An 18,866-nucleotide genomic window follows, 5' to 3' on the forward strand; every position below is an offset into this window, starting at 1 on the left:
CGCCCCGAGAACGGGGCAGGGCGGAATCCCGGACGGCGATCAGCCCTGGACGGCCTTGGGATCCATCCACATGACCTCCCAGTGGTGGTCGTCCACGTCGTAGAAGCTCCAGCCGTACATGAAGCCGTGATCGATCGGCTCCATGGCGTGCTTGCCGCCGGCGTCGATGGCCGTCTTCACCATCTCGTTCACCGCCTCGCGGCTGGGACAGGAGAGCGCGAAGAGGCCCTCGGTGTGGCTCTTGGTGTCGCAGAGCTCCTTCTTGGTGAAGCCCTTGAAGAAGGGCTCCGTGAGGAGCATCACGAACGCCTTGTCGCTCACGACCATGCAGGCCGCGTTCTTGTCGGTGAACTGCGGGTTGAACTCGAAGCCGAGCTTGGAGAAGAACTCCATCGAGCGGCCCAGATCGCGGACGGCCAGGTTGACGAAGAGCATGCGGGATTCGGTCGAAGCCATTTCGTTTCCTCCGGTGGGTGCTTCCGGAACACGGACTCCTCGGAGCCCGAGGACTCATCGGTCGACCTGAAAAAACTACGCGAGCTCGGGCGGCAGGCCGAACTTCGGGAAGAGGACCTCCGTGTCCAGGAACGAGTTCCAGCCCGCGATCCGATCCCCGTCGAGCTCGAGGACGACGAGGGCCCACGGCCGCCAGGTCCCTTCGACCTCCCCGGGCCGGTATTGCCCGAAGGCAGGGGCGCCACAGGCCCAGGTGGGTAGAAGACGGGAACCCTTGCACGGCGCGCCCGGTCCCAGGAGCCACTGGCGCACCAGCTCGGGGCCCTGGAGCCAAAGCGCGTACGGCGGCATGGAGAAGGTCGCGTCCTCGCGGAGGAGCGAGGTCAGCTCGGCGACGTCGAAGCGCTCGAAGGCCGCCACGTATCGCTCCAACATTCGCGTCTGAGAGTCGGAGAGGGGACCGCCGCCGCCCTGCAGGTCGCGGGTCGCCAGCGTGGCGCGGGCCCGCTGCAGCGCGCTGTTCACCGCGGGCACGGAGGTGTCCAGGCAGTCGGCGACCTCCGCCACGGACCAGCCCAGCACCTCCGTTAGGAGCAGTGCCGCCCGCTGGCGGGGCGGGAGGTGCTGGAGCGCCGCCACGAACGCCAGGCGGATGCTCTGCCGCAGCATCGCGCGCTCTGCCGGGTCGGCGCTGTCGGGGATCACCGCGGCGTCGGGCACGGGCTCGAGCCAGTGAGTCCTCGGGCGCTGCTCGAGGTCGTCGTTCATGGAGCCGACCGGCCCCTCCTCCATCGGGCGCGCGCGGCGCTTCTCCGCCGCGAGGGCGTCGAGGCAGACGTTGGTCGCGATGCGGTGGAGCCACGTGCGCATCGACGAGCGTCCGTCGAAGCGATCGAGGCTCCGCCACGCGCGCACCATCGTCTCCTGGACGGCGTCGTCCGCGTCGACGACGGAGCCCAGCATCCGGTAGCAGAGGCCGGTGAGCGAGGTGCGGTGCTCTTCGAGCTGGGCGGCGGGGAGGGACATTCGGCCGACACTAGCAGTGCGAGCGCCGGGCGATCCACCGCCCGTCCCGTGGTTCACGGTGCGATCTCGAACACGCCCCGCAGATCCTCGGTCATCGAGATCGGGTTGCCCGCGTTGCCGAACGCGGTGAGGCGCCACTGGTAGGGGAAGCCGGGCTCGAGAGCCACGGCGCCGTCGTAGGCCGCGTTCGTCGTCGTCACGGACTTGATCCAGAGCCGGGTGCCGAAGTTGTCGAAGAGCTCGACGTCGTAGCGCTTCGCGCTCGAATACGCCTGCCACCGGAAGGTCGGCTGGCCCGTCACCGCTTCGACGGTCTCGCCCGCGCCGGGGCCCACCATCCGAACCGCGCTCGTCACCTTGAACTTGGGGCTCGCGGAGGTGACGCCTCCGGAGACGACGATGTGCTGGATCTGGGTCCCGGAGATGTCCGGATCGGGATCGCGAACGAGCCCGTCGTTCTCGAACGCGGCGAGGATCACGTACCTGCCGTCCGGGATCCCGTCGATCCGGAAGTCGCCCTTGATGTTCGGCGCCAGGCCCGGCTCCGGCGCGCGCAGCCCGGGCACCAGGATCCCTCTGGCGAGGGTCTCGTCGAACGTGCTCTCCAGGACCATGACGACGCTCGTCGCGCCGTTCCCGGCGACGATCGAGACGGAGCCGGCCAGCGTCGCGGTACCGGTCTCGGCGACGTCGAGCCTGACGCCCTTCACGTCGGCGCGCTCCACCGCGACGCCCGCGGCGACGTAATTGACGCCGCGCCGGTACGCCTGGACCGTGTACGAGCCGGGCGGGACGTTGAAGAGGACGAACTCGCCTCGCTGGTTGACCCGGCCGGTGATCGTCTCGCCGCCACTCGCGCGCTCCGCGACCACCATGGTCCCGAAGCCGAGCGAGCCGTCGGAGGGCAGCCCGACCGTTCCGGAGATCGACGCGAGGCCGACCCGATCGGAGGGGAGCGGCTCGAGGCCGATCACGGCGGGGCCGCCGGCGACCACCCACGCGCCGTCGGCGGCTTCGGTGGCCTGGGCGGTGTCGAGCGGGAGCGCCACCCGGAATCCGCTGGGGAAGGGCACGTAGTCCCGGGCCGCGGCTCGCAGCGTGATCGTCTGTCCGACGGGAGCGCCGCTGCCATCCTGGCGGGTCGAGGGGATCCGGATCGCGTAGGTCCCGCCGATCCCCGTCTCGGCCACGTCGCCGATGGGCCGCCCCGAGGCCTCCTCGGCGTTGACCCGGGCGGCCGCGATCGCGACCTCCGTACGCAGGTCGATCACGGAGCCCCGGATCTCCACGGGCCGGAAGCAGGCGGGATCGGCCTCGCCCACGACGGGCTCGCAGACCAGGCCCTTGGAGCAGGTGCGCGGGTCATCCACCTTGCACGGCTTCGATTCCGAATCGTCCCCGCAGGCAACGAGCGTTGCGAAGACCGCGAAACTGGCGAGCTTGCGCTTCATACCTTGCATCCTTTGAAAATTAGGATTTCGGCGAGAAGACACCGGCGGGAGCGCATCGTCAAGAAATCGATGGGCGTCACCGCTCGGAAAACCGGCGTTCGAGGCGGCCGAAACTCGTCTCGCCCTGGAGCATCTGGTAGGGACGTTCGCCGTTCGTCGCCCCGGCTGGCGGCGATGGCGATCCCTAAGGAGCCATGATTTGAAGTCGTTCAGAGTGATCCCGCTCGTCGCGGGAGCCGTTGCCCTCGCGTCGTGCAAGGGCGAGGCGAAGCAGGAGAAGCCCCAGGCGGAGGAGCAGGCGATCGTCCAGAAGGCGGTCGCGGCAATCGACCCCGCCTTCCTCCACGCGTTCGGCAAGCTCCCGGCGCGCATCGACCACGCGAGCGGCCCCGACGCCGAGGAGCGGATCTCGCTCGGCCGCACGCTCTACTACGAGACCCGCCTCTCCAAGAACCACGACCTCTCGTGCAACAGCTGCCACGACCTGGCGGCGTTCGGCGTGGACGGCAAGGCGACCTCGCCCGGACACAAGGGCCAGCTTGGCGCACGCAACTCCCCGACGGTCTACAACGCCGCGGGCCGCCACGCGCAGTTCTGGGACGGCCGCGCCGTCGACGTGGAGGAGCAGGCCACCGGTCCGATCATGAACCCGGTGGAGATGGCGATGCCCGACGAGAAGCGGGTGGTCGAGACCCTGCGCTCGATCCCGGCCTACGTCGAGGCGTTCGCCAAGGCCTTCCCCGAGGAGAAGGAGCCGATCACCCTCGCCAACGTGGGCAAGGCGATCGGCGCCTTCGAGCGCGGCCTCGTCACGCCGTCGCGCTGGGACGCCTACCTGGGCGGCGACGAGAAGGCCCTCACCGACGAGGAGAAGGTCGGCTTCACCAGGTTCATGGAGACGGGCTGCACCGCCTGCCACGCCGGAGCCTACGTCGGCGGCGCCATGTTCCAGAAGCTGGGCCTCGTGAAGGCCTGGCCAACCAACAAGGACCTCGGCCGCTTCGAGGTCACCAAGAACGAAGCGGACAAGATGATGTTCAGCGTCCCGTCCCTGCGGAACATCGCGAAGACCGGTCCGTACTTCCACGACGGTTCGGTCGAGAGCCTGGACGAGGCGGTGCGGATGATGGCGGCGCACCAGCTCGGCAAGGAGCTCGCAGACGACGACGTGAAGTCGATCGTCGCCTGGCTGGGCTCGCTCACGGGCGAGGTCCCCGCGGCGTACATCGCGAAGCCGGAGCTGCCAGCCTCGACGGACAAGACGCCGAAGGCCGATCCCACCTGATCGCCGCCTGGGACATCCGTAGTGGAAGGCAAGCCCCGGCCGTCGCGCCGCGGAGCCGAAAGGCGGAGCAAACAAAAGGGGAGCCTCTCGCGCGAAGCGCGAGATGAAGAAGACGGGCCCGCATCCGCGGGGCCGTCTTCTTCAATCGCTCCGTCTCTTTCCTGGGGCGCGATCCTCCGGTAAGAAGCCGCCATGCACGTGGGTTCCCTCACCTCCGACCAGCTCGCCGAATGGGCCCGGACCAAAGGCGCATCCGAGGCGTCGGCCCGGCAGCTCGCGAGGGCTGTGATGGGTCGATTCACCAATCGTGAGGTAAGCGCGCTGCCCTCGAAGCGCCTGCTCGAGGAGGCGGAGCGCGAGCTGGGCTGGTCCCTCCCGGAGTCGACGCCGGTGGAGGATCCCGACGGGACCATCCGCCACGCGGTCCGCTTCGCCGACGGCGCGCTGGTGGAGGCGGTCGCGATCCCGCATCCCGAGCGCAGCACGATCTGCCTCTCCACCCAGGCCGGCTGCGCCAGGGGCTGCCTCTTCTGCGAGACCGGCCGACTGGGGCTGCAGCGCCAGCTCCTCCCCGAGGAGATCGTGGGGCAGTTCGCGGTGGTGTCGCGGCACCTCGCCGCGCTGGGGCGGCCGGCGCCGAGCAACATCGTGTTCATGGGGATGGGCGAGCCCCTCGACAACCTCGACGCGGTCCTCGCCGCAGCGGACGTCCTGAGCGACGACTGCGGCTTCGCCGTGGCCCCGCGGCGGATCACGGTGTCCACCGTGGGCGTGGTGCCGCGGATGCGGGAGTTCTACCGGCGCTCGCGCTACCGCCTGGCGGTGAGCCTGCACGCGGCGAGCGACGAGGAGCGGAAGGCGCTCCTGCCCGTGGCCCGCACCTGGGATCTCGCGGTGCTCCGGGAGGCGATCGCCGAGTCGCCCGAGCCCGTGCTCCTCCAGTGGACGATGATCGACGGGGTGAACGACACCGATCGCCACGCCGACCAGCTCCTCGCCTTTTGCAAGGGCCTGGACGTGCGGGTGAACCTGATCCCCCTCAACCCGGGCCCCGAGGAGCGGCTGCGCGCGCCGTCCATGGAGCGGGTGCGCACCTTCCAGAAGCGGCTCCGCGACGCGGGACTGCGCACCCTGGTGCGGATGCCCCACGGCAGGGAGATCGGCGGCGCCTGCGGCCAGCTCGCCGGTGCGCTTCGCGAGCACCCGGAGCGAAAGCCCGCGCTCCCCGTGATCGGCAAGGCCACGAGCCTGCACCGCTGACGATCTCCCTCGCGGCGGCTTGCATCCGCCGCGGGAGCCGGATAGATCTCGGCCCGCAACAGCCACCCGACGCTTCGATGGCGGCCCCCGGGCCGTAGAGCGTTCGAGCGTGGTGCGCTTTTCGGCGACGGTTCCCTGCTCGAACTCCATTCGTCGCCGGGAGCGAAACCCCAATGACCACCCGCCCCCTTTCGAGCCGCCCCCTTTCGATCAGGGAGTTCTGCCGGAGGCACTTCCGTCACTTCAACGCGGCCGCGCTCGTCGACGCGGCCGAGGGCTACCGCCGCCATGTGGACGGCGGCGGCAAGATGATGGTGACGCTGGCCGGCGCGATGAGCACGGCCGAGCTGGGCATCTCGCTTGCCGAGATGATCCGCCGCGACCAGGTCCACGCCATCACCTGCACGGGCGCGAACCTCGAGGAGGACGTCTTCAACCTCGTGGCCCACGACTTCTACGAGCGCGTGCCCGGCTACCGCGATCTCACGCCGCACGACGAGAAGGCGCTCCTCGATCGCCACATGAACCGCGTGACCGACACCTGCATCCCCGAGATGGAGGCCATGCGGCGCATCGAGTCGGTGGTCCTGGAGGAGTGGATGGCCGCGGATCGCGCCGGGGAGCGCTGCTTCCCCCACGAGTTCATGTATCGGATCCTCCGCAGCGGCAAGCTCGAGAAGAGCTATCAGATCGATCCGGCCGACAGCTGGCTCCTCGCTGCCTGCGAGAAGAACCTGCCGATCTGGGTGCCCGGCTGGGAGGACTCCACCCTCGGAAACATGTTCACCGGCCACTGCATCTCCGGCGACGTGAAGAACGTCCACACCGTTCGCACCGGCATAGAGGCGATGCAGTCCCTCGCCACCTGGTACGAGGAGACGGCTCCCAAGACGCCGGTGGGCTTCTTCCAGATCGGCGGCGGCATCGCGGGCGACTTCCCGATCTGCGTCGTGCCGATGCTCCACCAGGATCTGCAGCGGACGGGCGTGCCGCTCTGGGCCTACTTCTGTCAGATCAGCGATTCGACCACGAGCTATGGCTCGTATTCCGGCGCGGTGCCCAACGAGAAGATCACCTGGGGCAAGCTGGGCGTCGACACGCCGAAGTTCGTCGTCGAGAGCGACGCCACGATCGTCGCGCCGCTCATCTTCGCCTACGTCCTGGATCGGTAGGGCTCCGGGGGCGGTGTCGCCCCCCGGAAGGGGATCCGTCCAAAAGCGGACGCGATTTCACGCGACCGCGCACGCAGTGATAGAGTCTTTCGTTCCCGGTATTCGGAGGGTTCGTATGCGTACGCGGTTGCTGATGCTCGTGTCGTGTTTGTCGATCCTTACTGCTTGTGGAACGGAGCGGAACCCGGTCCAAAACGGCGGTACGGGCGGCTCCGGCGCCGATGGCGGCACGGGCGGTGACGGTGGAACGGCCGGCTCCGGCGGCGATCCGGGAACCGGTGGCACCTCGGGCTCCGGGGGCTCTGCCGGGTCCGACGGTACGGGAGGCACCGGCGGTACCGCGGGCTCGGGCGGGCAGGGCCCGTGCGTCGAGCCGAAGGAGCTGCCGCCCTTCTGCCTGGAGGGAACATGCCTCCTCGACGCGCCCGCCGGCATGGTCGATCTCCTCGTCGCGGGCCGGGATCCCGAAGGCAACATCTACGTGCTCGGCCGTTCTGGCGACCGCTACCAGCTCCGCCTCGCGGTCTGGAACGGGGCCACCTGGACCAACCTCGGCCGCATCCCGGTCGAAGAGATGGACGGCGAGTCGCGTCTCTCCATGGCCGCCATCAGCCCGACGGAGGTCTGGCTGGTCTCGAGAGTCCTGATGCGCTGGGACGGTCAGAGTTGGAGGTCCCAGAAGCCGCTGCCCACGTTCAACTCGGCCAACGACCTCGCCGTCTCGCGGTCCGGCACGGTCTGGCTCACGATGGGAGGTGCCGTCTACCGCCTGTCGAGCGACGGGTGGATCGAGGTCGGGGCCAGGACGATGCAGGCGGGGCGGATCCAGGTGATCGACGACTCGGATCTCTGGGTGACCGGCTCGAAGAGCGTCTCCCATTGGAACGGTCAGAGCTGGGAGACCCACGCGGGGAGGGAGTCGGTGACGGCCCTCCTGGCAACCGAGCGACGTGTGCTCCGGGCGGAGCAGGGCGGAGGCCTGTTCTCCTTCGAGGGCGACACGTGGCGCGAGCTGCCGGGCGGCGCCGAGCTCCGATCGTTCGTCGAGGTGGGCGATGTCCTCTACGCCGTCGGGACCACGGACTTCGAGGACGCGCTCTATCGGGTGAGCGCAGCGGGAAGGGAAGCGATCCCGCTCCCGGCCAACTTCCAATTCATGGACAACTTGCATCTCGCGTCGGATCGCGACGCCCTCTGGATCTTCGGGAGGACGGGGATCTACCGGAAGGGCGAGAGTTGTTGGGCGGAGCACCAGCGGGCGGATCTCCCGGCCATCGACGCTCTCGCTGGACGCTCCGCCTCGGAGCTCGTCGGATTCAACACCAGCGGATGGGCGGGGCGCTGGTCCAGCCGGCGTTGGCTCACGGAGGAAGCCAACCCCATGGGCCCCGGCTCCCATATCGAGGCCACGACGGTCGGTGATGAGATCTGGGCGGTTTCGACGGACAACCCGGTGGTCCGACGAAAGGCCGGCCGGTGGGAGACGATGCTCGAGTCCGAGAATGGCTTCAATGCGGTGGCGTCTGGCGGCGGGCGTGTGTGGGTCGGCGGAAGCGGAGGGGCGCTGCGGGAGTGGGGCGGCGCGTCCTGGCTCGACCGAAGCATCGCAGGCGGAGGGTACATGTCCGCCCTGGCGGTGGCCGGCTCCGCCTTTTCCGTGGAATTCTCAAACCTCAACGATTACGTGCTGCGCCGCTGGGATCCGGCCGGGAGTTGGAAGAGGGTGCTCCGGACGTACGCGCCGATCTGGCATCTCGCGGCGAAGCCCGACGGCGAGCTCCTCGCCGCCGGATCCCTGGACGTGCTCGGGGGCGGATTCGTGGCCCGGATCCGCGACGGAGCCCTGGAGTTCCTCGACGTAGACGCGCCTCCGCCGAGCTGGAGCCGCATGCACGCCCAGGAAGGGGACCTCGACGACCTCAAGATCGACTTCGTTGGGAACCGCGCAGCGGTCCAAGCGACGGCTACGGGATACCGGGTCTCGGTCAGCCAGAGCGCGCTCCTGGACTCCTGGTCCCACGGGAACGAGCGGTGGTCCGCCGACGTGAACGGAAATCTCACCCATGAGACCGCCGCGGGCAGCGAGGTCGTCTCGCTGCGCCCCCGCGTGACCGCGATCTGGGGCAGCGGTCCGAGCGACGTCTGGTTCGTCGGAGACGGAGGACAGGTCCAGCACTGGGATGGCACCGCCCTCGAGGAGAGGACGAGCCCCGGCACCGAGAACTACACGGCGGTGTGGGGAGCCGGCGGCAGGGTCTGGGCCGCGAACCGGGACGGGAACATCCATTGTCTGGCCGGCGACGGCTGCGTCGGTCTCCCGTCGGCCAGCTACGTCGCCGCCATCCACGGTACTGGACCGGACGACGTGTGGGCGGCGGGCGCGAAGCTCGCGCACTTCGATGGCACCGAATGGACGTTTGTGGAGCGCCCGCTCGGCGACACTCTCGTCACCATATGGGCTACTTCGGAGGGCCAGGTCTTCACGGCGAGCTCCAAGGAGGTGGCCCGGTGGGACGGGCTCCGCTGGTCGGTGAACTCGGTGCCGGCTGTCCGGATCACGGGGATCGCGGGGACCGGGCCGGAGGACATCTGGCTCTGCGCGGAGCAAGCGCAGCACGCGGACGAGCCCACGCTTTACTTCTGGAATGGCGAGGAGTGGGACGGGCTTCGCTTCGCGCCCTACAGCTCGCGCCGCTTCCGCGGCATGCGGATCGACTCCCGGGGCGTGGTGTGGATCGCGGCGGAGGATCGCGTGATCCGCAGCGATGTCACGGACTTCTGGAAATCGGAGCGGGCGCCCTTCGAGGCCCTCGACATCCTCTGGATTGCGCCGAACTCCAGCTCCGTCGCGATCTCGACCGCGTCGGGGCCGGCGTGGCTCCCGCAGAGCATCGTATCGCATTGATCCGACCGCGCCGATCGGGCTTCCCGGGCCTGGTGAAAGGGCCGCGGGAAGGAGACCTCACGACATGCGAAGCCTGCTCCTGATCGGCGCGGTTCTCCTCTTCGCCGGATGCAGCTCCTCGAAGGCTACTGGTGGAACGGGCGGTAACGCCGGCTCCGGTCCTGGCGAGGAGCCCGAGCTCTGCGGCGGCGCCGCCTGCAAGGCAGAGGAGGTCTGTGACCCCTTTGCCCAGCGCTGCGTCGAGGCGCTGCCTTCGCGCTGCCGCCCAGGGACCTCCTGGCAGCCGGGGATGGTGGCCTTCCGGGACGCGACCGAGAAGTGGGGGCTCGCGGCGCTGGGAGTCGAGGGTACCCGACTCTCGGTCGCGGACATCGACGGCGACGGCTTCCCCGACCTCTCGGCGCGCAAGGTGGGGACGCTCTCCGACGACTTCGCCCCCGGCGGAGTCCGGGCGACGTGGCTGCTGCGCAACGTCGCGGGAGAGCGCTTCGAGGACGTCACCGAGGCGTCGCGGCTGGTGACGCCGCGCCGCACCACCGAGCCGCGGCGCGGGCGTCCCGCGGAGGTCGTGATCTGGGCCGACGTGAACAACGACGGCCACGTGGACGCGTTTACCGGGCTCTCGAACACCGATCCGAAGAACCGCCAGATCGAGAGCTCCGAGCTGATGCTCAACGACGGGACGGGGCACTTCGTCCTCGGCCCCGAGGACGCGGTGTTTCGGCGCGAGGGGGACGCCGTGAGCCGCGCCGCGGCGGTCTTTCTCGACGCCGATCGGGACGGCGCGATCGACCTCTTCCTGGGAAATGGCGCAGTGAACGGGGCTCTCAGCCAGGACCAGCTCTACCGCGGTCTGGGCGACGGCCGCTTCGAGGAAGTGACGGCCGCCGCGGGCCTCACCACCTCGCCCTGGAAGTCGCTCGACGATCTCAACCACGGCCGGGGCCACTCCAACGCGTGGGGCGCGGTGGCCTGCGATCTGAACGGCGATGGGAGGCCGGACCTCGCCGTGTCGTCGTACGGGCGCGCGCCGAACCACCTCTGGCAGGCGGCGGATGGCGAGGGGATCTCCTTCGTCAATCGCTCGGTGGAGTCGGGCTACGCCTTCGATGACCGTCGCGACTGGAGGGACAACGAATCGGCCCGGTGCTGGTGCAAGCTCCACCCCGACGCGGAGGATTGTGGCGGCGTGCCGGCGCCGCAGTTGATCCGCTGCCAGACGGACGCCGACGCCTTTCGCTGGAACCACGCCACCGACCGGGAGCCGTACCGCCTGGGCGGAAACTCCGGGACCACGGTCTGCGCCGACGTGAACAACGACGGCGCGATGGATCTCGTCACCACCGAGATCGTCCACTGGGACGTCGGGACCTCGAGCGATCCGAGCGAGCTCCTCCTGAACACCGGCTCTTCCGACGTGACCTTCCGGCGCCCGGGCAACGAGGCCACCGGCCTCGCGCGAGCGCACGATCGCGTCGACTGGAACGACGGAGACATCACCGCTGCCGTCTTCGACTTCGACAACGACGGTCGGCCGGATCTCTACATCGGCTCTTCGGACTATCCGGGGACCCGCGGCCACCTCTACTGGCAGCGCGAGGACGGGACTTTCGAGGAGGTGCCGATCGACGTGGGGATCGATCAGAAGGCGAGCCTCGGGATCGCGGTGGCGGACTTCGACGGCGACGGCGACCTCGACGTGGTGGTGGGCCACTCGCGGATGCGCTGCGAGGATCAGTGCTACGAGACCGCGACCACGCGCATCTTCGAGAACGTGATGGGCCAGGACGGCAACTGGATCCAGCTCGACCTGGTTGGCGGGCCGAACACCAACCGCAGCGCCATCGGGGCGCGGGTGACGGTGCAGACCGAGCTCGGCACGCAAACCCAGGAGAAGGGCGGCGGCCACGGCCACTACGGCATGCAGCACGACCCCGTGCTCCACTTCGGCCTTGGCAAGGCGTGCGAGGCCAAGGTGACGATCCGCTGGCCCGACGCCGCTCTCACCGAGCAGCGGTTCACGCTGCAGTCCGGCTATCGCTACCGGCTCGAGCAGGGCGGGGTGCCGGTGGCCCGCCGCTAGATCAGACGAGCGGCCGGGCGCTCGCCCGCACCTGCGGTCGTGCGATCGGTTTCAGGGGGAGTTGAGCTTCCACGCGGAGACCGTCCCGTGGAAGTATCCCTCCACGATCCAGCCGTCCTCCATGTAGCCGCGCGCGGAGACCGCGCCGTGATGGGCGACCTGCCAGTCCCCGATGGTGCCCCGCTCGCCTTGCGCGATCTCGATCGAGTCGGGCCCCAGGCTCGCCCGGACGCCGTACACGGGCACGCGGCAGGTGTTGGTGCCCTGTGCGTAGCAGAGCGCAAAGAAGTCGATGTCGGGGCAATCGTCCGCGAACGGAGAAGGATTCTGCGGTGAGAAGGCATAAACGTCCGCGTTCGCCAGCGTCGCGTTGGGACCGATGACCACGCTCCAATCGCCCCTGCCGTCCACGGTCACCTCGTCGCCGACGGCGAACTTGTCGTCGACCGGCTCGAACCAGACGAAGGAGAGCGGAACATCCCACGGTCCCTCGAGGATCAGGGTCGAGTCCGACACCGACGTCACCCAGGCCCGCTGCGCGATGCGTTCCCAATAGCGCGACTGAAGGCCCAGCTTCGGCGAGTCGGACGGCTCGATTGGCTCGATGCCGGGCTCACACGAATCGACGTCGCGCGCGATCACCTCGCACCGGCCGTGGTTTTCATCCTGGAGATCCCTGACCGCGGTGGTCCCCGTGCCGGGGCAGTGGAGACTCGCGAGAACGCCAAGGGAGACGAGCGAGACGAGTTTCATCGGACCCCTCCATCGCTACCTCTCGAGCATCCCCTCCTGGTGCGCTTGGCGTCAAGGTTCGGGAACCCACCCGTACTCGGGTCCCATCGCCGCTCCCCGCGTCGTGGAGTGGGCCCGGTTTCGAAGTTCCGAATTCGGCCGCCCCCCTCTTGAGTCGCGGGTGGGAGCCGTGCTCTCCTTCGTACATCTCGTCGGTTGCACCCACGTATGTCATCCCAGATCGACTCCCATCTCCTCACCTGGTCGCGGCTCGCCGGGCTCGCGGCGGGCGCCTTGCTGGCCCTCGCTGGCTGCTCTTCCTCGCCCAACTGCGACGACCTGCTGCCCGCCGGCTCCGCGAGCTTTCGCGACGTCGCGCCGATGTTCACCGACAAGGGCCCGAAGGGCTGCGCCCAGTGCCACAACACCAAAGAGCCGGTTTACGGGCTGAACTTCGAGGGGCCCGCCGTGACCTACGACGCCCTGAACCGGAGGTTCGACGCGATCTATGACCAGGTCGAGACCGGCTCGATGCCCCGGAAAGGCGAGCGGTGGACTCAGGCCGATCTGAAGCTGCTTCGGAGCTGGTACTGCCAGGGAGCGATCTATGAGACGCCTTGAGCTCTTCGTCGGTCTGCTGATCGTCACGCTCTGTTCGACCGCGCTCGCAGAGCCGACGAAGGAATCGGTGGCGAGCGGCAGCGAGGTGAGCTTCGTCGCGAAGATCACCGGCGGGTCGTTCGTGGCGAAGACGGAGAAGGTCTCCGGGAGCCTCGCCGTCGATCGGGAGCAGAAGCGGATCTCCGGCACGATCGTCGTGCAGGCGGGCTCGTTCTCCTCCGGCCTCGGCATGCGCGACAACCACATGCGCGACAAGTACCTGGAGGCGGAGAAGTTCGAGACGCTGGTCTTCACCGCTGCCGATCAGCCGTTCGATCCGGAGGAAGGCAAGCCGTCGAAGGTCCAGGGAACGCTCACGGTGAAGGGCATGAGCCAGCCCGTCACGGTCGACGTGAAGCTCGACGCCGGAACCGCGAACGCGACCTTCCAGGTGGACGTCACGAAGTTCGGGATCCCGCAGCCCTCGTTCGCGGTCGTAAAGATGGACCCAATCGTCGAGGCCACGGTGAAGCTGGTCCTGAAGCATGAGTAGGACCGCGCTCGTCGCGTTCGGAGTCAGCCTCGCGATCGCCGGATGGAGCACCTCGGCTGGTGCCTATCCCCAGTACGTCGCGAAGGGGTACACGAGCTGTGCCTCGTGCCATTACAGCCCTACCGGGGGCGGTCTCCCGAACTCCTACGGCCATCTTGCGACGGCGGCCACCTTCCCCGACGAGTTCCCATCCAGTGGGATCGACAAGCTGCGCGATTCCCTTTCGAAGCGAGACGTCACAGGACGGGACGAGAGGGGCGACCTGGCGTTCCACTACGACGCGGGCCTCGACAGTCGCCTGATGCTCGCGACGTTGCCCACGGTGGCGTTCATCCCGATGCTGGTGGAGGTCGGGGGCGTGATGGCATACGGCGACGGATTCGCCTACGCCACCATCACGCCGAAGCCGGTGGGCGGCTCGTCGAGCGGACGCTACGACGCCGTCTCGCGCGAGCATTGGGTTCAGTACAAGCTCTCCGATCGGCAGGGTCTGCGGGTCGGGCGGATGACGCTCCCCTTCGGACTGCGGATCGCCGATCACACCGCTCCCACCCGCGAGGACTTCGGCTTCGGCAGCTTCGATCAGCGGTATGCGCTGGGGTGGGATCTGCTGACCGACGACGTCGCGGTCTCGGTCGCGGCCTTCGGTGGCTCGCGGCTGGACTCGCTCGACGAGCGAGGGGCCGCCGCCTCCGTGACCTACATGTTCCCTTCGCGGCTGGCCATCGGCGCGTCCCTGCTCGGCGCCGACGCGGTGGCCTCGGCCCGAGTCGCCGGCAGCCTCTTCGCGCGCTGGCGGGTTTGGGGCTCGACGTACGCGCTAGCCGAGGTGGCGGGCCAGCAGCGGTCCACCAAGGGCGCCGACGCGAGCATGGTCGAGGCCGCGACCCTGCTGCGCGCGGGGTGGTTCCCCCTGGAGTCGATGGACGTATTCGCGCAGGTGGGTGGCCGGAGGATCCAGGGCGCCTACGAGGCCACCAAGCTCCGTTACATGGTGGGGACCGATTGGAAAGTCCTCCCCTGGGTCGAGCTCTCGCCCGCCTACGTCTTCGACGAGAACGTCGAGGCCGGGCCGAGCCACCAGTTGCTCGCACAGATGCACGTCTTTTGGTGAGGTCTAGGGATGAAGACGAAGTGGATGTGGGTCGTGGTCTGCGCAGCGCTCGCTGGAGGGCTCGCCTGCCTCGGGTCCGGCACGCTCAACGAGGGCGGCAACTGTGACACGACTAGCGGTGAAGAGGTCGTTAGCGATAAGTGCTTGAGTTGCCACTCGTCCACCAAGGGTGGCGGGGAGCGCGGCGGCGCGCCGACCACGGTGGATCTCGACAACGACGGCGACGTCCTCCGGCATGCGGACAAGATCCGCTCCACGGTCTTCGGGAAGGGGACGATGCCGCCGGCGCGACCGCTCGACTCCTGTGAGCGCGCGGCGCTGGAGACCTACCTCTCGACGCTGGAGCAGGGACGCTGCATTCCCTCCTGCACGGGCCGTGTCTGCGGCGACGATGGCTGCGGCGGCACCTGCGGGACCTGCAAGATCGGGGAAGAGTGCACGGCGGAGGGGAAGTGCGAAGCCAAGGTCTGCACACCCGACTGCGACGGAAAGTCGTGCGGCTCCGACGGGTGCGGAGGCAGCTGTGGCACGTGTGCGGACGGGTTCGCCTGCAGCGCCGAGCAGCTCTGCGCCTGCGAGACCGGGAACTGCGGCTGTACGCCCGACTGCGACGGGAAGTCCTGCGGCCCCGACGGATGCGACGGGACCTGCGGCACCTGCGGAAATCAGCAGGAGTGCGATCCCGACCAGAAGTGCGCCTGGCAGGCGAAGTCGTACGCGGCGGACGTGGCGCCGATCTTCGCTGCGAAGACCTGCGCCAACGGTGGGTGCCATGCCCGGACGAATCCGCAGGACGGCCTCGATCTCTCGACGGCGTCGGCCGGCTTCGCGGGCATGGTGGACAAGCACTCCCACTGCGCCGGGAAGCTCCTGGTGAACGCGGGAGATGTGACCGGCAGTTACCTCGTCAACAAGCTCACCGGTCAGGGCATGTGCAGCGGCGCGCGGATGCCGAAGAACACCACGCCGCTCTCCCCCGGCCAGATCGACGTGGTCCGCGCCTGGATCGGCTCGGGCGCGGCGCCGTAGGCGGCGTGGTCTAGCCTGGCGGCCTGGCGGGCGCTCGCCGGGTCGCTGCGGGCCTTCGTTGTTCCCGCGGCCCCGGAGCGGGTAGGGTACGGCCCAAATGGAACCCGTGACCCACCGTTTCCGATTCTTTCGCGCCGGCGGCTTCGACCAGGTCCGCCTCGACCGCGGCGAGGATCTCGTCGCCCTCGGGCAGCTCGATCAGAAGCTCTGGGGGCGCTGAGCTGCCCCGTCCAGGGCCTCGAGCTCGACGAGAAGACCCTCGCCCTCATCGACTCCGATCGCGACGGGCGCATCCGCGCGCCCGAGGCGATCGCCGCGGCCTCGTGGGCCGGCGCGATGCTGCGCGATCCGGGCGACCTCGTGACGGGCGGTGACACCGTCGCCCTCTCCGCCATCGCCGAGGATCATCCGGAGGCGAAGCGGATCCTCGCCTCCGCGCGGCAGATCCTGCGCAACCTCGGAAAGGCCGACGCGGGGCGGATCTCCCTCGCCGACGTGACCGACACGGCGAAGATCTTCGCGCAGACGAAGCTCAACGGCGACGGGATCGTTCCCCCCGGATCGGCTGGCGACGAAGACACCGCCCTGGCGATCACCCAGATCCTCGACTGCGTCGGCGGCGAAGTGGATCGCAGCGGAGAGAAGGGCGTCTCCACCGCAAACGCAGACGCCTTCTTCGCGGCGGCGACCGCGTTCGACGCGTGGTGGAAGAAGGCGGAGGCGGATCGCGACGCGGTGCTGCCGCTCGGAAGCGACACGCCTGCGGCGGCGGCCCTGTTGGCCGAGGTCCGGGCGAAGGTCGAGGACTGGTTCGCCCGGAGCCGCCTCGCCGGATTCGACGCCCGCGCCGTGGGCCCGCTCAACCGGGACGAGGCCGAATACTCCGCCATCGCCCCGATGCTCCTCTCGTCGACCGGGGCGGAGGTCGCCTCGTTTCCCCTCGCCCGGGTCGTTCCGGACGGCGCGCTCTCCCTCGTGCACGGGCTGAATCCGGCGTGGGCCGACCGCATCCACGCCATGCGCGCCCGGGTGATCGAGCCGCTGATCGGCGCCCGCGACTCCCTCACCCCTGCGGACTGGGCCGCGGTGCTCGCGAAGCTCGATCCCTTCGCAAAATGGTCCGCGGCCAAGGCCGGGGCTGCGGTCGAGAAGCTCGGGATCCAGCGGGTGCGCGAGCTCCTCGCGGGAGGCGCTCGCGAGAGGATCCGTGCGCTGATCGCCGAGGACATGGCCCTCGAGCCCGAGGCCAACGGCATCGCTCTCGTAGAGAAGCTGGTGCGATACCAGCGCGATCTCTACCGTCTGCTCTGCAACTTCGTCTCGTTCACCGACTTCTACAGTTCCGAACGGGCCTCGATCTTCCAGGCCGGGACGCTCTTCCTCGATCAGCGGAGCTGCGAGCTCTGCGTCCGCGTCGCCGACGCGGAGGCGCACGCGTCGATCGCGACGCTCAGCAAGACCTTCCTCGTCTACTGCGAGTGCACCCGGAAGTCCGACGGCAAGAAGATGACGATCGCGGCGGCGGTCACCGGCGGCGACTCCGACAACCTCACGACCGGGCGGAACGGGATCTTCTACGACCGGCAGGGCGCCGACTGGGACGCCAGGGTCGTCAAGATCGTGGAGCATCCGATCAGCATCCGGCAGTCGTTCTGGCTGCCGTACAAGCGCATCGGCAAGCTGATCGGCGCGCAGATCGAGCGCTTCGCGTCGGCCCGCGACAAGGAGCTGCACGACAAGGCGGCGGCGAACATCGAGAGCGCGGCGAAGACTGTCGAGACCACGGGAGCGCCGGTGGAGGGATCGGCCAAGGCTCCGTCGCCGCCCCAGGCCTTCGACGTGGCGAAGTTCGCCGGAATCTTTGCCGCGATTGGCCTCGCGATCGGCGCCGTCGGCTCGGCCCTCGCCGCGGTCACGACCGGATTCCTGCAGCTGGCGTGGTGGAAGATGCCCCTCGCGATCCTGGGCGTCATGCTCCTCGTCTCCGGTCCGTCCATGGTGATCGCGTGGCTCAAGCTGCGCCAGCGCTCCCTGGGACCTATCCTCGACGCGAACGGCTGGGCGGTGAACACCCGCGCGAAGATCAACCTCCCCTTCGGCGCATCGCTCACGTCCTTGGCCGCTCTCCCCAAGAACGCGGAGCGCTCGCTCCGGGATCCTTTCGCGGAGGACAAGACCCCCCAGGTCGCCTGGGTGGCCGTGATCGCGCTCGTCGCGCTCGTGGCCCTCGTCTGGTACGGCGGCTGGGCCGAGTCGTGGTTCGACTCCGTGCGCACCGCCGTCTCCAGTCGCCCGTAGCCGAGGCGCCGCGCTCTTTCGCGAACCGGACGATGCGCGGTCGGACGGCCCTACGAGGCCGTTGCAGGCGACGCGTGCTCACCTCTAGCCTGCGGGCACCCCTTCATGGAGGCGAGGATGAGCGCAGGCGCTGGAACCTTCGTTTGGCACGAGCTGCTGACCACCGACACCGAAGCCGCGAAGTCGTTCTACCGGGAGATCGTCGGCTGGAAGACGGAGAAGACTCCGACCGAGGGGTACGAGACCTGGATGGTCGACGGCGCCCGGGCAGGCGGCCTGATGAAGCTCCCGGAGGATCTTCGACAGAGGGGCGTGCCCCCGCATTGGATGGGCTACGTCGGGGTCGACGACGTCGACGCCTCGGCGCAAAAGGCGACGAAGCTGGGAGGCAAGATCCTCTATCCCGCCACCGACATCCCCGACCTCGGCCGCTTCGCGGTCCTCGCGGATCCACAGGGCGCGGCCTTCGCGATCTTCCGGACCAGCGGGTCCGGTGAGGCTCCCCCAAGCCGCGCGTCGGCTTCTTCGGCTGGGCCGAGCTCAACACCACCGACTGGAAGGGCGCCTGGAACTTCTACTCCGGGCTCTTCGGATGGAAGCCCACCCGCTCGATGGACATGGGCGCCCAGCTCGGCGAGTACTTCATGTTCGGCATGGACCCCCAGAGCTCCATGGGCGGCATGTCGAACGCCGCGGAGACCCTGAACGTCCCAGCGCACTGGCTGCACTACGTGCTGGTCCCCGACGCCGACGCGGCCGTGAAGAAGGTCGTGGACAAGGGCGGCAAGGTCCTCCACGGCCCGCACGAGGTCCCGGGCGGGGATCGGATCGCGCAGTGCCAGGATCCGCAGGGAGGGATGTTCGCGGTCGTCTCCTCTCCGGCCCGCTAGCGATCCAAGCGT

The 18,866-nt window shown here is 69.0% G+C and carries 14 protein-coding genes and 2 pseudogenes; 12 read left to right on the forward strand and 4 right to left on the reverse strand.

Annotation, left to right across the window (positions count from 1 at the left end):
• Nucleotides 1-39 precede the first annotated feature (39 nt).
• From AKJ08_RS17310 to AKJ08_RS17320, 3 genes are all read right to left on the reverse strand, one after another.
• Nucleotides 40-456 carry a VOC family protein gene (locus tag AKJ08_RS17310; RefSeq protein ID WP_050727219.1) on the reverse strand — a complete coding sequence of 139 codons (417 nt, stop codon included), beginning with the start codon at nucleotides 454-456 and terminating at the stop codon, nucleotides 40-42.
• 75 nt (nucleotides 457-531) lie between these two features.
• Nucleotides 532-1,482, reverse strand: a complete 951-nt coding sequence (locus AKJ08_RS17315; protein ID WP_050727220.1) for a sigma-70 family RNA polymerase sigma factor — start codon at nucleotides 1,480-1,482, stop codon at nucleotides 532-534.
• Nucleotides 1,483-1,535: 53 nt separating this feature from the next.
• Nucleotides 1,536-2,933: a carboxypeptidase-like regulatory domain-containing protein gene (locus tag AKJ08_RS17320; RefSeq protein WP_050727221.1), complete on the reverse strand. Its 1,398-nt coding sequence runs from the start codon at nucleotides 2,931-2,933 to the stop codon at nucleotides 1,536-1,538.
• A gap of 199 nt (nucleotides 2,934-3,132) precedes the next feature.
• Here AKJ08_RS17320 and AKJ08_RS17325 point away from each other — a divergent pair, with 199 nt between their 5' ends.
• The 5 genes from AKJ08_RS17325 to AKJ08_RS17345 all read left to right on the forward strand — a co-directional run bounded on the left by AKJ08_RS17325 (nucleotide 3,133) and on the right by AKJ08_RS17345 (nucleotide 11,638).
• A complete protein-coding gene (locus tag AKJ08_RS17325; protein WP_050727222.1) occupies nucleotides 3,133-4,218 on the forward strand; it encodes a cytochrome-c peroxidase in 1,086 nt (361 codons plus the stop codon).
• 192 nt (nucleotides 4,219-4,410) lie between these two features.
• Entirely contained in the window at nucleotides 4,411-5,478 is a 1,068-nt protein-coding gene (gene rlmN, locus AKJ08_RS17330; RefSeq protein WP_050727223.1) for a 23S rRNA (adenine(2503)-C(2))-methyltransferase RlmN, read from the forward strand.
• A 173-nt stretch (nucleotides 5,479-5,651) separates the two neighbouring features.
• Nucleotides 5,652-6,650, forward strand: coding sequence for a deoxyhypusine synthase family protein (locus tag AKJ08_RS17335; protein WP_050727224.1), 999 nt, complete (start codon nucleotides 5,652-5,654; stop codon nucleotides 6,648-6,650).
• A 115-nt stretch (nucleotides 6,651-6,765) separates the two neighbouring features.
• Nucleotides 6,766-9,555, forward strand: coding sequence for a hypothetical protein (locus tag AKJ08_RS20015; RefSeq protein WP_169788718.1), 2,790 nt, complete (start codon nucleotides 6,766-6,768; stop codon nucleotides 9,553-9,555).
• Between the two features lie 64 nt (nucleotides 9,556-9,619).
• Complete coding sequence (locus tag AKJ08_RS17345; protein ID WP_050727226.1) at nucleotides 9,620-11,638, forward strand: CRTAC1 family protein; 2,019 nt, start codon at nucleotides 9,620-9,622, stop codon at nucleotides 11,636-11,638.
• 51 nt (nucleotides 11,639-11,689) lie between these two features.
• Here the strand turns inward: AKJ08_RS17345 and AKJ08_RS17350 are convergent, their stop codons facing one another.
• A complete protein-coding gene (locus tag AKJ08_RS17350) occupies nucleotides 11,690-12,391 on the reverse strand; it encodes a hypothetical protein (protein WP_050727227.1) in 702 nt (233 codons plus the stop codon).
• 207 nt (nucleotides 12,392-12,598) lie between these two features.
• On the opposite strand from AKJ08_RS17350, the gene AKJ08_RS17355 reads away from it, so the two are divergent.
• The 7 genes and pseudogenes from AKJ08_RS17355 to AKJ08_RS17380 form a co-directional block, all read left to right on the forward strand.
• Entirely contained in the window at nucleotides 12,599-12,991 is a 393-nt protein-coding gene (locus AKJ08_RS17355) for a hypothetical protein (protein ID WP_050727228.1), read from the forward strand.
• Nucleotides 12,978-13,523 (forward strand): YceI family protein, encoded by a 546-nt coding sequence (locus tag AKJ08_RS17360; protein WP_050727229.1) that lies wholly within the window; start codon nucleotides 12,978-12,980, stop codon nucleotides 13,521-13,523. Before AKJ08_RS17355 ends, AKJ08_RS17360 begins: the two co-directional genes overlap by 14 nt.
• Nucleotides 13,516-14,637 (forward strand): hypothetical protein, encoded by a 1,122-nt coding sequence (locus AKJ08_RS17365; RefSeq protein WP_050727230.1) that lies wholly within the window; start codon nucleotides 13,516-13,518, stop codon nucleotides 14,635-14,637. Before AKJ08_RS17360 ends, AKJ08_RS17365 begins: the two co-directional genes overlap by 8 nt.
• Nucleotides 14,638-14,646: 9 nt before the next feature.
• Nucleotides 14,647-15,666, forward strand: coding sequence for a hypothetical protein (locus AKJ08_RS17370; RefSeq protein WP_050727231.1), 1,020 nt, complete (start codon nucleotides 14,647-14,649; stop codon nucleotides 15,664-15,666).
• Between the two features lie 336 nt (nucleotides 15,667-16,002).
• Nucleotides 16,003-17,964, forward strand: coding sequence for a hypothetical protein (locus AKJ08_RS17375; protein ID WP_205624751.1), 1,962 nt, complete (start codon nucleotides 16,003-16,005; stop codon nucleotides 17,962-17,964).
• A 117-nt stretch (nucleotides 17,965-18,081) separates the two neighbouring features.
• Nucleotides 18,082-18,429, forward strand: a pseudogene (locus tag AKJ08_RS21025) (VOC family protein); the annotation flags it as partial.
• 74 nt (nucleotides 18,430-18,503) lie between these two features.
• Nucleotides 18,504-18,854: pseudogene (locus AKJ08_RS17380) on the forward strand (VOC family protein); the annotation flags it as partial.
• Nucleotides 18,855-18,866 lie beyond the last annotated feature (12 nt).

Origin of the sequence: Vulgatibacter incomptus (genome assembly GCF_001263175.1) — a bacterium.
Lineage (GTDB): Bacteria > Myxococcota > Myxococcia > Myxococcales > Vulgatibacteraceae > Vulgatibacter > Vulgatibacter incomptus.

Coding starts and splice junctions, on each gene's coding strand:
- AKJ08_RS17345 (WP_050727226.1), top strand. CDS start 9,620: ATGCGAAGCCTGCTCCTGATCGGCGCGGTTCTCCTCTTCGCCGGATGC.
- AKJ08_RS17310 (WP_050727219.1), bottom strand. CDS start 456: ATGGCTTCGACCGAATCCCGCATGCTCTTCGTCAACCTGGCCGTCCGC.
- AKJ08_RS17375 (WP_205624751.1), top strand. CDS start 16,003: ATGCTGCGCGATCCGGGCGACCTCGTGACGGGCGGTGACACCGTCGCC.
- AKJ08_RS17355 (WP_050727228.1), top strand. CDS start 12,599: ATGTCATCCCAGATCGACTCCCATCTCCTCACCTGGTCGCGGCTCGCC.
- AKJ08_RS17360 (WP_050727229.1), top strand. CDS start 12,978: ATGAGACGCCTTGAGCTCTTCGTCGGTCTGCTGATCGTCACGCTCTGT.
- AKJ08_RS17365 (WP_050727230.1), top strand. CDS start 13,516: ATGAGTAGGACCGCGCTCGTCGCGTTCGGAGTCAGCCTCGCGATCGCC.
- AKJ08_RS17335 (WP_050727224.1), top strand. CDS start 5,652: ATGACCACCCGCCCCCTTTCGAGCCGCCCCCTTTCGATCAGGGAGTTC.
- AKJ08_RS20015 (WP_169788718.1), top strand. CDS start 6,766: ATGCGTACGCGGTTGCTGATGCTCGTGTCGTGTTTGTCGATCCTTACT.
- rlmN (WP_050727223.1), top strand. CDS start 4,411: ATGCACGTGGGTTCCCTCACCTCCGACCAGCTCGCCGAATGGGCCCGG.
- AKJ08_RS17320 (WP_050727221.1), bottom strand. CDS start 2,933: ATGAAGCGCAAGCTCGCCAGTTTCGCGGTCTTCGCAACGCTCGTTGCC.
- AKJ08_RS17315 (WP_050727220.1), bottom strand. CDS start 1,482: ATGTCCCTCCCCGCCGCCCAGCTCGAAGAGCACCGCACCTCGCTCACC.
- AKJ08_RS17370 (WP_050727231.1), top strand. CDS start 14,647: ATGAAGACGAAGTGGATGTGGGTCGTGGTCTGCGCAGCGCTCGCTGGA.
- AKJ08_RS17350 (WP_050727227.1), bottom strand. CDS start 12,391: ATGAAACTCGTCTCGCTCGTCTCCCTTGGCGTTCTCGCGAGTCTCCAC.